This is a genomic window from Reyranella sp. CPCC 100927 (assembly GCF_007859315.1).
Classification (GTDB): domain Bacteria; phylum Pseudomonadota; class Alphaproteobacteria; order Reyranellales; family Reyranellaceae; genus Vineibacter.
In genome coordinates this window covers 138,597-152,059 of the sequence record NZ_VOHA01000012.1, presented here as the reverse complement: position 1 = coordinate 152,059, position 13,463 = coordinate 138,597, and the positions used below count along the sequence as shown (strand labels likewise).

Genomic DNA, 13,463 nt, shown 5'->3' with positions numbered 1-13,463 from the left:
GACCGGGAGCCTTGCCGTGACGATGGCCGATGTGACCGACGGTGGTCCCATCCTGATCTTCGATGGCGTTTGCAATATCTGTGCGTTCGGCGTCGGCATCGTGCTGCGCAACGACAGGCGCGGCGTCTACCGGTTCGCGTTCGCGCAAGGGAAAGTGGGCGGCGCCCTGAAGAAGCGCTTCGGCCTGCCCGACGGCGATCTGGAAAACGTCACCCTGGTTGAGGGCGGCCGCTGCTACACGAAATCCACGGCGGCGCTGCGTGTGCTGGCGCGCCTGCCGTTTCCGTGGCGGCTGGGCCTGGTGTTCTGGATCGTGCCGCGGCCGCTGCGCGACGTGCTCTATTCGCTGGTCGCGCGCAACCGCTACAGGTGGTTCGGGCAGAAGGACGCCTGCCTGATGCCGCCACCCGATGTCCGGCAGCGCTTTCTGGATCCTCCCTGAAACGCCTTCAGCCGGCATGAATCGGAGGCCGATGCCGGCAGCGGCTGACTGTCGGGTCCGTGCTCCCATATGGAGCGCGCTGGTGATCGCCGCGCTTGACGAGGGCCGCCGCACGACGCGACAACCCCATCATGGGTTTCTTCGGCAAGATCCTGGTCCTGGCGATCGTCATCGCCGCCGCCTGGTTTGGCTATCGCTGGTGGCAGCGTCTGCAGAGCGGCCAGCTCGAGCGGCCACGCAACCCGGCGCCGGCGCCGCGCAACGATCCGCCGCCGCCGCCCAAGCCGGTCGACGACATGCGGGCCTGTCCCGTGTGCGGCGACTTCGTCGCCGTGAATGCCCGCCGCTGCGAGCGGCCGACCTGCCCCCGCGGCTAGACCACGCGTTCACCGGTGTTATTGTTCTCTATTTGAGAGCGCGATGCAGGCTGGTAGCAAACGGGCCGGCGGCACCTGAATTTTGGGCCGATGGGAAGCCGTGGGCCGATTTGTTGTCATTATTGTCAGGCGTTTTGACGGCGCGTTTTGTTCGGACCGCCATGTCGCCATGCTGCGGCGGCTGGGTTGGCTTCCTTTTGCAGTCCACAGAATATTTCGTCCGGCGGATGGGGACGCTGCCAGCCATCACCCGGTTGCCTTGACCCCATCCGGACCGGCCCATATGGTGCGCCGCACCCAAGCCGCCCTAGTTTTGGCGGAAAGTTGTGGGGAATCAACACTGTGCCGAGTCTGATGGACATCCCGAAGCCGACCTGCTTCCAGGAGCTGATCCTGACATTGCAGCACTATTGGGCTGACCAGGGCTGTGTCGTGCTGCAGCCCTACGACATGGAAATGGGCGCCGGCACCTTTCACGTGGCCACCACCCTGCGGGCGCTGGGCCCCAAGCCGTGGCGCGCCTGCTACGTGCAGCCTTCGCGGCGGCCCAAGGACGGGCGCTACGGCGAGAACCCCAACCGACTGCAGCACTACTATCAGTTCCAGGTCATCCTGAAGCCGTCGCCCGGTGACATCCTGGATGCCTATTTCGGCTCGCTGCGCGCCATCGGCATCGATCCCGACCAGCACGACCTGCGGCTGGTCGAGGATGACTGGGAAAGCCCGACCCTGGGCGCCTGGGGCCTGGGCTGGGAGGTCTGGTGCGATGGCATGGAGGTGACCCAGTTCACCTATTTCCAGCAGGTCGGCGGCATCGAGGTCGAGTTGGTCTCGGGCGAGATCACGTACGGGCTCGAGCGGCTGGCGATGTACCTGTTCGACAAGAAGAGCGTCTATGACCTGCCGTTCAACCGGCCCGACTCCGCCGTGCCGGTAACCTACGGCGAGGTGTTCCTGCGCAACGAGCGCGAGCAGTCGACCTACAATTTCGAGCGCGCCGACACCGACATCCTGTTCCGCCACTTCGCCGACGCGGAGAAGGAGTGCACGGCGCTGCTGGGCGCCGGCGACCGCAAGCTGGCGCTGCCGGCCTACGACCAGTGCATCAAGGCCAGCCACACCTTCAATCTGCTCGATGCCCGCGGCGTGATCAGCGTCACCGAGCGGCAGGCCTACATCGGGCGCGTGCGCACGCTGGCCAAGGCCTGCTGCGAGGCATGGCTGGAGGGCCAGTCGTGAGGGCGATCCAGTCGAGCCGCCGTCTTCTCCCCCCTCCCCCCTTGTGGGGGAGGGTCGGGGAGGGGGCCCTCCACACGCAGCACCGCGTCTGTCGACCCCCCACCCGTCGGCGCTGCGCGCCGCCGACCTCCCCCGCAAGGGGGGAGGTTGATTGGAAGGGAGCCTGACCCGTGGCCAAGCTCCTGTTCGAACTCCTGTCGGAGGAAATCCCGGCCCGCATGCAGACGCGCGCGGCGCAGGACATGCAGCGGCTGATCACCGACCGGCTGACGGCCGCCGGCCTGGGCTTCGCCGGCACGCGCGGCTTCGCCGGGCCGCGCCGGGTGGCGGTTGTCGTCGACGGCCTGCCGCGGGTGCGTGCCGACGTCGAGGAAGAGAAGCGCGGTCCGCGTGTGGGCGCACCCGACAACGCCATCCAGGGCTTCCTGAAGGGCGCCGGGCTCGCGTCGCTCGACCAGGCCGAGAAGCGGACGACCGACAAGGGTGAGTTCTGGTTCGCCGTCACGCGCAAGAAGGGCGGCCCGACCGAGGATGTGCTGCCGCAGATCCTGATCGACGCCATCACGGCGATGTCGTGGCCCAAGTCGATGAAGTGGGGCAGCGGCACGTTCGCCTGGGTGCGGCCGCTGCACTCGATCCTGGCGGTGTTCGACGGCAAGCCGCTGCGCGGCCAGCTCGAGCTGGGTGGCGGCATGCCGCCGATCCGCTTCGGCAACCGCACGCGCGGCCATCGGTTCCTGTCGGCGGGCGAGATCACCGTCGAGGAGGTTGGCGGCTATATCCGCCAGCTGCGCGCCGCGCGCGTCATCCTCGATCCGGTCGAGCGCGCCGCGGTGATCCGCGCCAAGGTCGAGACGCTCTGCATCCAGAGCGGCATCGCCGTGCATCACGACGAGGCGCTGATCGACGAGGTCGCCGGGCTGGTCGAATGGCCGGTGCCGTTGATGGGCACCATCGACGATGCGTTCATGGACCTGCCGCCCGAGGTGCTGACCACCTCGATGCGTACGCACCAACGCTACTTTGCCACGCGCAAGGAGGACGGGGTGCTCGCCAACCGCTTCGTGGTCGTGGCCAACATGATCACCAGCGACGGCGGCACCGAGATCATCGCCGGCAACGAGCGCGTGCTGCGCGCCCGCTTGGCCGATGCCCGGTTCTTCTGGGACCAGGATCGCAAGGTGACGCTGGCCGACCGGCTGCCGGCACTGAAGGACATCGTCTTCCACGCCAAACTGGGCACCCAGTACGAACGCGTCGAGCGAATCGTTGCATTGGCGAAAGAAGTCGTGGCGCAGGAGAAGAGCGGCTTCTTCAGGGACGTCGACCTGATGCAGGTCGAACAGGCAGCGCGTCTGTGCAAGGCCGATCTCGTGAGCGGCATGGTGGGCGAGTTCCCCGAACTGCAGGGCACGATGGGCCGCTACTACGCGCGCCACGAAGGCCTGCCGTCTCAGGTTGCCGACGCCATCGGCGCACACTACGCCCCGCAGGGTCCGAACGACACGTGCCCCACGGCACCGATGGCCGTGGCCGTGGCGCTGGCCGACAAGCTCGATCTCCTCGTGTCCTTCTGGTCCATCGACGAGAAACCCACGGGATCGCGCGATCCCTTCGGACTGCGGCGCGCGGCCCTGGGTGCGATCCAGCTGATCGTCGAGAACCAGGTTCGCTTGCCGTTGTCGCAGCTTCTGGCCTCGCTCGGCGCGAAGGGTGGCGACCTGCTGGGCTTCTTCGCCGATCGCCTCAAGGTTCAGGTGCGCGAGCAGGGCGTGCGGCACGATCTGGTCGATGCGGTGTTCGCCCTGGGCGGCGAGGACGACCTCGTGCGCCTGCTGGCGCGCGTGACAGCACTGCAAGCGTTCGTCGGCACCGAGGACGGCAGGAATCTCCTCGTTGCCTACAACCGCGCCGCCAACATCGTGCGCGCGGAGGAGAAGAAAGAAAAAGGTCTCGGCGCCAAGATCGCCGGCGACATCGATGCGCAAATACTGCAGGCGGCGGAGGAAAAGGCCATGGCGGCGGCGTTGACGGACGTCGACGCCAAAGCAAAACCGTCATTGGCGCGTGAGGACTTCACGGGCGCCATGACGGCACTGGCGGAACTTCGAGCACCGATCGACGTTTTCTTCGACCGGGTGACGGTCAACGCCGACGATCCGGCTCTGCGGCTGAACCGCCTCAAGCTCTTGAATCGCATTCGCGTGACAATCGACCGCGTCGCCGATTTCTCGAAGATCGAGGGATAGGGAACGCGACAATCGTGAGAGACGATCGATGACGAAATGGGTCTACGGCTTCGGCAACGGCACGGCGGACGGCAAGGCCGACATGCGCGACCTGCTGGGCGGCAAGGGCGCCAACCTGGCGGAGATGTCGAGCATCGGGCTGCCGGTGCCACCCGGCTTCACGGTGACCACCGAGCTCTGCACCTACTACTACGCCAACAACCGCGCCTACCCCAAGGAGCTCAAGGCGCAGATGGGCGCGGCGCTGGCCCAGATCGAGAAGATCGTCGGCCGTAAATTCGGCGATGCGGAGAACCCGCTGCTGGTCTCGGTGCGCTCCGGTGCGCGCGCCTCGATGCCGGGCATGATGGATACCGTGCTCAATCTCGGCCTCAACGATACGACGGTGCTGGGCCTGGCGCGGTCCTCGGGCGACGAGCGCTTCGCCTATGATTCCTATCGGCGCTTCATCCAGATGTATTGCAACGTGGTGCTCGAGGTCGATCACCACAATTTCGAGGAAGTGCTGGAGCAGAAGAAGCTCGATCTCGACATCCAGCTCGACACCGAACTGAAGGCGGCCGACTGGAAGGACGTCATCAAGCAGTACAAGAAGGTGATCGAGCGCGAGCTGGGCAAGCCCTTCCCGCAGGATCCCCAGGAGCAGCTGTGGGGCGCCGTCGGCGCCGTGTTCGGCTCGTGGATGAACCAGCGCGCCATCACCTATCGCCGGCTGCACGACATTCCCGAGAGCTGGGGCACCGCGGTCAATGTGCAGGCCATGGTGTTCGGCAACATGGGCGACGACTGCGCCACCGGCGTTGCCTTCACGCGCAATCCGTCGACCGGCGAGAACCTGTTCTACGGCGAATATCTCGTGAATGCCCAGGGCGAGGACGTGGTCGCCGGCATCCGCACGCCGCAGCAGCTCACGGTGCAGGGCAAGGAGGCGCAGAAGTCCGACAAGCCGGCGATGGAAGAGGTGATGCCGGAGGTCTACCGGCAGCTGGCCGAAATCCGCGACCGGCTGGAGCGGCACTACCACGACATGCAGGATATCGAGTTCACCGTGCAGTCGGGCAAGCTCTACATGCTGCAGACGCGCAACGGCAAGCGTACGGCCAAGGCGGCGCTGAAGATCGCCGTCGACATGGTGCGCGAGGGGCTGATCGATCGCAAGGAAGCGGTGACGCGCATCGCGCCGGCATCGCTCGATCAGCTGCTGCACCCGACGCTCGATCCCAAGGCCGAACGTAAGGTGCTGGCCAAGGGCCTGCCGGCATCGCCCGGCGCCGCCTTCGGCAAGGTGGTGTTCACCGCCGATGTCGCCGAGAGGATGGCGCGCGAGGGCGAGAAGGTGATCCTGGTGCGGCGCGAGACCAGCCCCGAGGACATCCACGGCATGCACGCCGCCCAGGGCATTCTCACCTCGACGGGCGGCATGACCAGCCATGCCGCGGTGGTGGCGCGCGGCATGGGCAAGCCCTGCGTCGCCGGCGCCGGCGACGTGCGCATCGACGGCAAGGCCGGCACGCTCACGGTGCGCGGCACCACGGTGAAGGCGGGCGAGGCGATCACGCTCGACGGCTCGACCGGCGAGGTGATGCTGGGCGTGGTGCCTACGATCCAGCCCGCACTCTCGGGCGACTTCGCCGAGCTGATGGATTGGGCCGATGGCATGCGCACGCTCAAGGTGCGCACCAATGCCGAGACGCCGGCCGATGCCGCCACGGCGCGCAAGTTCGGCGCCGAGGGCATCGGGCTCTGCCGCACCGAGCACATGTTCTTCGAGGGCGACCGCATCGTGGCGGTGCGCCAGATGATCCTGAGCGACGACGAGAAGGGCCGCCGCGCGGCGCTGGCGATCATCGAGCCGATGCAGCGCCAGGACTTCATCGAGCTGTTCGAGATCATGGCCGGCCTGCCGGTCACCATCCGTCTGCTCGATCCGCCGCTGCACGAGTTCCTGCCCAAGACCGACGCCGACATGGCGCAGGTCGCCAAGGAACTGGGTGTCGCCCAGAAGGAAATCGAGGCGCGCGCCGCCAAGCTGCACGAGTTCAATCCCATGCTGGGCCATCGCGGCGTGCGGCTGGGCATCTCGTACCCCGAGATCTACGAGATGCAGGCGAGGGCCATCTTCGAGGCCGCGGTCGCGGTGCACAAGAAGCACGGCAAGACCGTCGACGCCGAGATCATGATCCCGCTGGTCGCGACCAAGAAAGAGCTCGACCTGATGAAGGAGGTGATCGACCAGGTCGCCAACGAGGTCGGCAAGCTCAACGGCGTGACGCTCGACTACAAGGTCGGCACCATGATCGAGTTGCCGCGCGCTGCGCTGCGCGCCGGCGAGATCGCCGAGAGCGCCGAGTTCTTCAGCTTCGGCACCAACGACCTGACGCAGACCACGTTCGGCCTGTCGCGCGACGACTCGGCCTCGTTCCTCGAGCGCTACCAGCGCCGCGGCATCTTCGAGCATGATCCGTTCGCGACCCTCGACATCGAGGGCGTCGGCGAGCTGATCAAGATCGCGCACGATCGCGGCCGGCGCACGCGCAACGACCTGAAGCTCGGCATCTGCGGCGAGCACGGCGGCGATCCGGCCTCGGTGTTCTTCTGCCACCAGGTCGGGCTCGACTACGTGAGCTGCTCGCCCTTCCGCGTTCCCATCGCCCGCCTTGCCGCCGCCCAGGCCGCGCTCGGCGTGGCGCTGAAGACCGACTGATCCTGGGACTGCGGGCCTCTGGCCCGCTCAGGTCTGGCGAAAGCGAGACTTTCGCCTTGCGGGCGGGACGCCCGCGCTCCCAGCGTATGAGGCATGACGCCATCGAATGCGTGGCCCCCGCGCCGCGCGTTGCCGCGACCTCGCGTCGGCCCTAGCCTTGTTGCCAGGGAACGAGAGGAAGGAACGCACGATGGCCCATCACTTGATCTCCGGCGACAACCACATCGATCTCACCTATTGCCCGCCGGACCTGTGGTCGGCTGCCGCGCCCGCCAAGTGGAAGCTGCTGGCGCCGCGCACCGAGGAACTCGATGACGGCCTGCACTGGTTCGTCGAGGCCCAGGACAAGGGCATGTGGAACGGCGTCGGGCCGGGCTTTCTGAAATACCAGCAGGGATCGTTCAAGCACGTCGACGAAATGCGTGCCCACGGTTTCGAATGGGACTACCGGCGGGGCGCCAGGCCGCGGCCGACCACGCCCGAGCTGCGCATCGCCGACCTCGACCGCGACGGGCTCGACGCCGAGATCGTCTACGGCTGCCTGATGATCAACGAGATGATCAACGATCCCAACCTGCGCGGCTGGTGCGACGGCATCTACAACGACTGGGTCGCCGACTTCGCCAAGCGCGCCGATCCCAACCGTGTCTTTCCGCTGGCGATCATTCCCAATCATGATCCCAAGGCGGCCGCCGCCGAGGTGCGCCGCTGCGCCAAGCTCGGCCTGAAGGGCGGCGACCTTGCCTTCAAGCGCATGACGCCACCGCTGTGGCACCGCGACTGGGACGCGCTGTGGCAGGCATCGGCCGAATGCCGTTTTCCGATCTCGTTCCACTCCACCGGCTTCAAGGCGCTGCGCGCGCCGGACAATCCGCAGATGGAGAAGGAATACTTCACCGAGTACCGGCTGGTGCGCTCGGCGCTGTTCCAGCTCGACACCATGGAGGTGCTGGTCTCGATCCTGGCCTCGGGTGCCTGCGAGCGCTTCCCCGACTTCAAGTTCGTGCTGGGCGAGTCGGGCGTGACGTGGCTGCCCTATGTATTCGACCGGCTGGACACCGAGTACGAGGACCGCGCGAAGAGCCTGGGCTTCAAGATGAAGCCCAGCGACTATTTCCGCCGCCAGGGATTCGTGACCTACCAACAGGACCAGTATCTCGAACCCATCGTGCCGCTGATCGGCGAGGACACCATCATCTGGGGCGCCGACTATCCGCACCCGGACTGCCTGTGGCCCGAGTCGCGGCGGATCCTCGATGAGAACCTGGCCAACTTCTCCCCTGCCGTGCGCCGCAAGATCACCCGGGAAAACGTGCAGCGGCTGTACGGCTTGAACTGATCACGACTGTCGTCCCGAGCGCAGCGAGGGATCTTCTGCGCGTGAGACTCCTTTCCAGGAGATCCCTCGCTGTGCTCGGGATGACGTGCGATCTCCGTACGGCTGTGCTTAATTGGCGCCGTGCGAACGGAACGACATGATTTGCTCGAGCCGCTGCGATCCGGCGGCAAGACGGCGCTGGCGATGGCATTGGCGCGGCTGGAACGCCAGCCCGACGCCGATGACGTGCGCCGGCAGCTCGATGCCGCCTATGCCGCACCGCGGGCCCAGGTGGTCGGGATCACCGGCCCGCCCGGAGTCGGCAAGTCGACGCTGCTGTCGGCGCTGATCCAGGCGTGGCGCGCAGCGGGGCGCAGCGTCGGCGTGATTGCCATCGATCCCTCGTCGCGGCGCACCGGTGGCGCGCTGCTGGGCGATCGCGCGCGCCTGGTCACCGATCCGGCCGACGAGGGCATCTTCGTGCGCTCGATGGCGGCGCGCGACCGGTTGGGCGGCCTGGCCGAACTGACCCTGGGCGCCATGGTGATCATGCGCGCGCTCTACGATCTGGTCGTGATCGAGACGGTCGGCGTCGGCCAGTCGGAGACCGATGTTGCCGGTGTCGCCGACACCGTGTTGTTCTGCGTGCAGCCCGGTTCGGGCGATTCGCTGCAGTTCATGAAGGCCGGCATCGTGGAAATTCCGCACATCGTGGCCGTGACCAAGGCCGATCTCGGGACCATGGCCGAGCGCGCCCGTGCCGACGTCGCCGGCGCGCTCAGCCTGGGCGAGACCGGTGGCGATGGCTGGACGCCGCGCGTGCTGGCAGTGTCTTCACAGCAGCGCGCCGGCATCGACGCGCTGATCGAGGCGATCGCGGCGCATGGCGCGCACCTGGCCGACGGCGGGCGGTTGGCGCCGACGCGGCATGCGCAGGCGCAGCTCTGGGTCGAGGAAGCGATCCGCGAACGCTTCGGCCGCGAGGGTCTGCGGCGCGCCGGCGACCTCGCGCTGGCGCCCGGCAGTTCGCCGTTCGCGCGCATCGCCCAGGCGGCAACGCGATTGGCCGCACGCTAGTACTCACGATCATTGAAAGGTGATTCGCAACCCGCTGTCATCCCGAGCGTAGCGAGGGATCTTTTGATGCATCGCACGCCATCATCCAAAGATCCCTCGCTACGCTCGGGATGACAGCCTGTATCAGTCAATTGTGAGTCCAGGTACTAGCCCGCAAGAGGAGCGCACCATGTCTCATCCCACCGATGCCGATTGCGTTTTCTGCAAGATCGTGGCCGGCACGATTCCGTGCTTCAAGCTGCACGATGACGACACGACGATCGCCTTCATGGACATCAACCCGGCCAACGAAGGCCATGCATTGGCCATCGCCAAGGGACATTGGCCCACGGTGCACGATATCCCGGCCGAGACGATCGGCGCGGTTGCGGCCACCGCCAAGCGCGTCGCGGCGGCCGTGAACAAGACGCTGACGCCCGACGGCATCAATCTGCTGCAGGCAAACGGCGCGGCCGCAGCACAGAGCGTGCTGCACTTTCATATGCACATCCTGCCGCGCTGGAAGGATGACGGGCTGCACCTCAACTGGGATCCCAAGCCCGGCGACATGGCCGCCATCAAGGCGGTCTATGAGCGGGTCCTGAAGAACATGTGAAGGCGCGTCAGTCGCGCGACGCAATCGCGATCGGGCCCAGCAGCGCCGACCACTCGCCGTCATCGCCCTGCCATCGATGGCTGGCAGGTTTGTTGACCTGCTGCGTCATGACATAGACGGAGTGGGTATCGGTCGTTTCCACGAAGCCGCGGGTCGTCTGGTCGCCCCGGACGGCCAGCACGTGGAAGGGATGGGCCGGCTTCTTGTTGGCGATGGCTTCCTGCACCGCGCCGAGATCCGACGGCGTCGCACCGGCGATGACGTAGAGCGTGGGCTCGGGCTCTGAAAAGTTGGCCAGCGTCTTGTTGGCGAGGTAGGCGAACTTCACCTGCTGCGCCTCGTACTCCTGGTCGACGATGGCGTCCGTCACCTTGCCCTCGACACGCGAGAACGCGTGCTGGAAGACGATGCCATATTCCTTGTCGACGGCTGATCCGGCCGCGTTGATCGCCAGATTCTCGCGGCGAAAGACGCCCTTGAAATCCTCGTTCAGGCAGCGGGCGACCGCCTTGGCGGGGGACACCAGCCAGTCGAAGAAAAACGTGCCGTGCGGCGTGGTGGCGCGCGCCGTGGCGTAGAGAGCCTTTTCGAACGGTTCCGTACGCTTCTCCGGCGGCAGACGATCATACAGGCTGCGTGAGATCTGGTAGCGGACACGGCAGTCGATGCCCAGTCCAACAACACGCGCGAATTGCCGATCCATCGGCGTTCCCGGCTGCGCCATCAAAGCCCTCCATGAATGTCGTCGCTGAGCGGACGGGTTGCTCGCCCTATGCACGAGCCGGTTTCAGCGTCCGCGTCGTGAGCGTCATGTGATGAATATCTGACTCTGTAAAATCCTTGATGCTTGAATATGCGAAATGATCAGTGTTCTTCGCATGCTAGCCACCGCTGCCGGTCGTCTCCAGTGCAATATGTTCGCGCGACGTCGATCCACTTTCTCGTGGATTGCATAGCTGCGTCGGATCGCAATTTCATGACATCGTGTCGGTCGCCTTCAGCGCATCGACGCGGCGCGTGATCTCGGCGAAGTCCGTCAGGCCAACCGGATCGTCATGACGCGGGCTGAACAGACGCGCGTAGGCGAAGCGCTCGCGGCTGACCTGCTCGAGCCGGGCCAGCTCGGCCAGCGGCTCGACATGATCATCGACGCGGAAATCGAAGTCGGGATACTCCTCGGTCGAGTAGATCTTCAGCGCCGCCGACTGCTTGCCGCGCTTGTCGCCGCCGACCGCCTCGCCGGCCCTCAGTGCCGCGATCAGGCGGCGCGGGAAGGGCAGTGCTGCGTTCGCCGCGAAGGCCTTCGCCGTCTCCTCGATCACCTGCGGCCCGGCCAGCATGTTGCCGGCCACCGAAAAACCGTCACCGATCCGGTGGCCGCACCACGGCACGCACTGCGCGCCGGTGTGGGCGGCGCTGCGGCCTTGGGCGTCCCTAACATGAAGCTGACGATGGTCGTGCCCGGCATCGGCTTCGGTCAGCAGGCGCACGACATCGGCGGCAGGGACACCGGCCGTCAGCAGGCGCAGGCCGCGCGTGCCGTAAAGCGCATTGGTGTTGGCCTGGGTGGCGATGGCGCCGACGCCGCTCGCGATATGCGGCACCCGGGCGCCGACGGCGAAGGCCCGGGTGGCGACACAGATGCCGAAGGCACCGGAGGCGGGATCATGGGCGACGATGGACCAGGTCATTTTCTTTGCTCCTCCCTCATGGCAAAAAGCGCTTGAGTCGCACGACGGAAACGCTCACCAAGGGTCTCCATGGCCGCGTCGATCGAACGCAAGCTCACCACCATCCTATCCGCCGACGTCGCCGGCTACAGCCGGATGATGAGCGCGGATGAGGCAGGGACGTTCGCGACCCTGAAGACCTATCGCGAGGCGATGACGGGACTGATCGCCAACCATCGCGGGCGCATCGTCAGCACGGCCGGCGATAGCATTCTGGCCGAGTTCGCCAGCGTCGTGCAGGCCGTGGAATGCGCCGTGCAGGTCCAGCGCGAGCTTGCCGAACGCAACACCACGTTGCCCGATGAACGGCAGATGCGGTTTCGCATCGGCATCAACCTGGGTGACGTGATGGTGGAGGGCGGTGACCTCTACGGCGACGGGGTGAACGTGGCGGCGCGCCTGCAGGGCATGGCGGATCCCGGCGGCATCCTGATCTCCGGCACCGTGTTCGACCAGGTCAAAGACAAGCTGTCCCTGGGCTTCGACTACCTGGGACCACAATCGGTGAAGAACATCGCGGCCCAGGTGCCGACCTATCGCGTGCTGCTGCAAGGGGGCGCCGCACCCTCTTTCGAGCGTCATGAGCCGGCGGAACCGGGTAGCGATCGCCCGGCACCCCACCGCGACGACCCCTGGCGCCGCCTCTATATCGATGCGGCGCGCACGGGCGCCATCATCGCTCTGCTGGCAGGAATCAACCTGCTGTCCAACAGTGCCCGGCTGTGGTTTCAGTGGCCGACGCTGGGGCTTCTCTTTCTTTTCGTCCTGCGAGCGATCCACATCTTTCGGCGCTAGGCCTAGGCCGCCGGCTCCGGCCGCTTCAGCCACTCCGGCAGGAGCGGCGTCAGCCGCGTGTCACCGGCCGTCAGCGTGCCACCGCCGGCGGCGACCTTGTCGACCGCCTCCAGCCGCAGCAGCGCCAGCGCCCTTCCGGCGACACCCGAGCGCATTTCGCCGGCCTCCTGGTCATCCAGCATCACCAGCGTGCCGGCCGCCGGCAGCGGTCCCTCGACGGCGACCGGCAACAGCCGTTTCCTGACCAGCCCGCGGTATTTGGTACGCGCCGTCAGCTCCTGGCCCATATAGCAGCCCTTGTTCCAGTCGACGCCGTTGAGCTCGTCGAAGCCGTTTTCCAGCAACAGGGCCTTGTCGACCGGCAGGTCGCGGCTGCCGTCAGGGACGCCCAGCGACAGGCGCAGGGCCTCGTAGGCGTCGAGCGGTGCCGGCGTGAAGCCTTGGGCCGCCAACAGCGCCGCGGCATGGCCGTCCGGTGCCACGACCCTTACGCCCAGCGCCGGCAGGCGGGGATCGACATAGACGATCGCGTCATCGATCGCCTTGGCCGCACCCGCGGTCGGCGGCAGGCCCAGCGCCGCGGCAGCGTCTGGCCCGTAGGCGACAACGATCTCGACGCTGTCTCCCGGGTTCTCCAGTACGACCTTGGAGCGCAGCTTGTAGATGCCCAGCTTCTTCGCCAGGTCGGCGGCGCGGTCGCGCTCGACATCCAGCAGCAGCACATCGCCCGTACCGACGATGAACATGTCCCATTGGAAACGGCCCTGCGGCGTCAGCAGGGCCGCGTAGATCGCCTGCGTGGGCGAAACACGGGTGACATCGTTGGAAATCAGCCCCTGCAGGAAGCCGACCCGGTCCTCGCCCGCGACGCGCAGCGCACCCCGGTGGACGACAGTGGAAAACCTCAACGCGCTCATGGTTGTTCGTGCCTTAATCG

At 66.6% G+C, this 13,463-nt stretch carries 12 protein-coding genes; 9 read left to right on the top strand and 3 right to left on the bottom strand.

Going from position 1 to position 13,463, the window contains the following annotated elements; translation table 11 throughout:
- The first annotated feature begins 22 nt into the window (after nucleotides 1–22).
- The 8 genes from FQU96_RS27125 (at nucleotide 23) to FQU96_RS27090 (ending at nucleotide 10,001) form a co-directional block, all read left to right on the top strand.
- Entirely contained in the window at nucleotides 23–442 is a 420-nt protein-coding gene (locus tag FQU96_RS27125; protein ID WP_146544547.1) for a thiol-disulfide oxidoreductase DCC family protein, read from the top strand.
- 95 nt (nucleotides 443–537) lie between these two features.
- Nucleotides 538–819 carry a hypothetical protein gene (locus FQU96_RS27120; protein WP_146544494.1) on the top strand — a complete coding sequence of 94 codons (282 nt, stop codon included), beginning with the start codon at nucleotides 538–540 and terminating at the stop codon, nucleotides 817–819.
- 354 nt (nucleotides 820–1,173) lie between these two features.
- The gene (locus FQU96_RS27115; RefSeq protein WP_146544493.1) at nucleotides 1,174–2,058 is read left to right on the top strand and encodes a glycine--tRNA ligase subunit alpha; all 885 of its coding nucleotides are present in this window, start codon (nucleotides 1,174–1,176) and stop codon (nucleotides 2,056–2,058) included.
- A 170-nt stretch (nucleotides 2,059–2,228) separates the two neighbouring features.
- Nucleotides 2,229–4,307, top strand: coding sequence for a glycine--tRNA ligase subunit beta (gene glyS / locus FQU96_RS27110; RefSeq protein WP_146544492.1), 2,079 nt, complete (start codon nucleotides 2,229–2,231; stop codon nucleotides 4,305–4,307).
- Between the two features lie 28 nt (nucleotides 4,308–4,335).
- Nucleotides 4,336–7,011, top strand: a complete 2,676-nt coding sequence (ppdK, locus tag FQU96_RS27105) for a pyruvate, phosphate dikinase (RefSeq protein ID WP_146544491.1) — start codon at nucleotides 4,336–4,338, stop codon at nucleotides 7,009–7,011.
- 190 nt (nucleotides 7,012–7,201) lie between these two features.
- The gene (locus FQU96_RS27100) at nucleotides 7,202–8,350 is read left to right on the top strand and encodes an amidohydrolase family protein (RefSeq protein ID WP_146544490.1); all 1,149 of its coding nucleotides are present in this window, start codon (nucleotides 7,202–7,204) and stop codon (nucleotides 8,348–8,350) included.
- 141 nt (nucleotides 8,351–8,491) lie between these two features.
- Nucleotides 8,492–9,406, top strand: coding sequence for an ArgK/MeaB family GTPase (locus FQU96_RS27095; RefSeq protein WP_255468586.1), 915 nt, complete (start codon nucleotides 8,492–8,494; stop codon nucleotides 9,404–9,406).
- Nucleotides 9,407–9,575: 169 nt separating this feature from the next.
- Nucleotides 9,576–10,001 (top strand): HIT family protein, encoded by a 426-nt coding sequence (locus FQU96_RS27090; protein WP_146544489.1) that lies wholly within the window; start codon nucleotides 9,576–9,578, stop codon nucleotides 9,999–10,001.
- 7 nt (nucleotides 10,002–10,008) lie between these two features.
- On the opposite strand, the gene FQU96_RS27085 is transcribed toward FQU96_RS27090, so the two are convergent.
- Together FQU96_RS27085 and FQU96_RS27080 are read right to left on the bottom strand one after the other, a co-directional pair.
- A complete protein-coding gene (locus FQU96_RS27085; protein ID WP_146544488.1) occupies nucleotides 10,009–10,725 on the bottom strand; it encodes a hypothetical protein in 717 nt (238 codons plus the stop codon).
- Nucleotides 10,726–10,975: 250 nt separating this feature from the next.
- A complete protein-coding gene (locus tag FQU96_RS27080) occupies nucleotides 10,976–11,692 on the bottom strand; it encodes a DUF1028 domain-containing protein (protein ID WP_146544487.1) in 717 nt (238 codons plus the stop codon).
- Between the two features lie 69 nt (nucleotides 11,693–11,761).
- Between FQU96_RS27080 and FQU96_RS27075 the strand changes: the two genes are divergently transcribed.
- On the top strand, nucleotides 11,762–12,526 hold the full coding sequence (locus tag FQU96_RS27075; protein ID WP_146544486.1) for an adenylate/guanylate cyclase domain-containing protein: 765 nt from the start codon (nucleotides 11,762–11,764) through the stop codon (nucleotides 12,524–12,526).
- A 2-nt stretch (nucleotides 12,527–12,528) separates the two neighbouring features.
- Here the strand turns inward: FQU96_RS27075 and FQU96_RS27070 are convergent, their stop codons facing one another.
- A complete protein-coding gene (locus tag FQU96_RS27070) occupies nucleotides 12,529–13,443 on the bottom strand; it encodes a folate-binding protein YgfZ (RefSeq protein ID WP_146544485.1) in 915 nt (304 codons plus the stop codon).
- Nucleotides 13,444–13,463 lie beyond the last annotated feature (20 nt).

What these genes read in the sequence shown, in the direction of transcription:
- FQU96_RS27090 (WP_146544489.1), top strand. Translation starts at nt 9,576, where the DNA reads ATGTCTCATCCCACCGATGCCGATTGCGTTTTCTGCAAGATCGTGGCC.
- FQU96_RS27125 (WP_146544547.1), top strand. Translation starts at nt 23, where the DNA reads ATGGCCGATGTGACCGACGGTGGTCCCATCCTGATCTTCGATGGCGTT.
- FQU96_RS27075 (WP_146544486.1), top strand. Translation starts at nt 11,762, where the DNA reads ATGGCCGCGTCGATCGAACGCAAGCTCACCACCATCCTATCCGCCGAC.
- FQU96_RS27085 (WP_146544488.1), bottom strand. Translation starts at nt 10,725, where the DNA reads ATGGCGCAGCCGGGAACGCCGATGGATCGGCAATTCGCGCGTGTTGTT.
- FQU96_RS27100 (WP_146544490.1), top strand. Translation starts at nt 7,202, where the DNA reads ATGGCCCATCACTTGATCTCCGGCGACAACCACATCGATCTCACCTAT.
- ppdK (WP_146544491.1), top strand. Translation starts at nt 4,336, where the DNA reads ATGACGAAATGGGTCTACGGCTTCGGCAACGGCACGGCGGACGGCAAG.
- FQU96_RS27080 (WP_146544487.1), bottom strand. Translation starts at nt 11,692, where the DNA reads ATGACCTGGTCCATCGTCGCCCATGATCCCGCCTCCGGTGCCTTCGGC.
- FQU96_RS27115 (WP_146544493.1), top strand. Translation starts at nt 1,174, where the DNA reads ATGGACATCCCGAAGCCGACCTGCTTCCAGGAGCTGATCCTGACATTG.
- FQU96_RS27070 (WP_146544485.1), bottom strand. Translation starts at nt 13,443, where the DNA reads ATGAGCGCGTTGAGGTTTTCCACTGTCGTCCACCGGGGTGCGCTGCGC.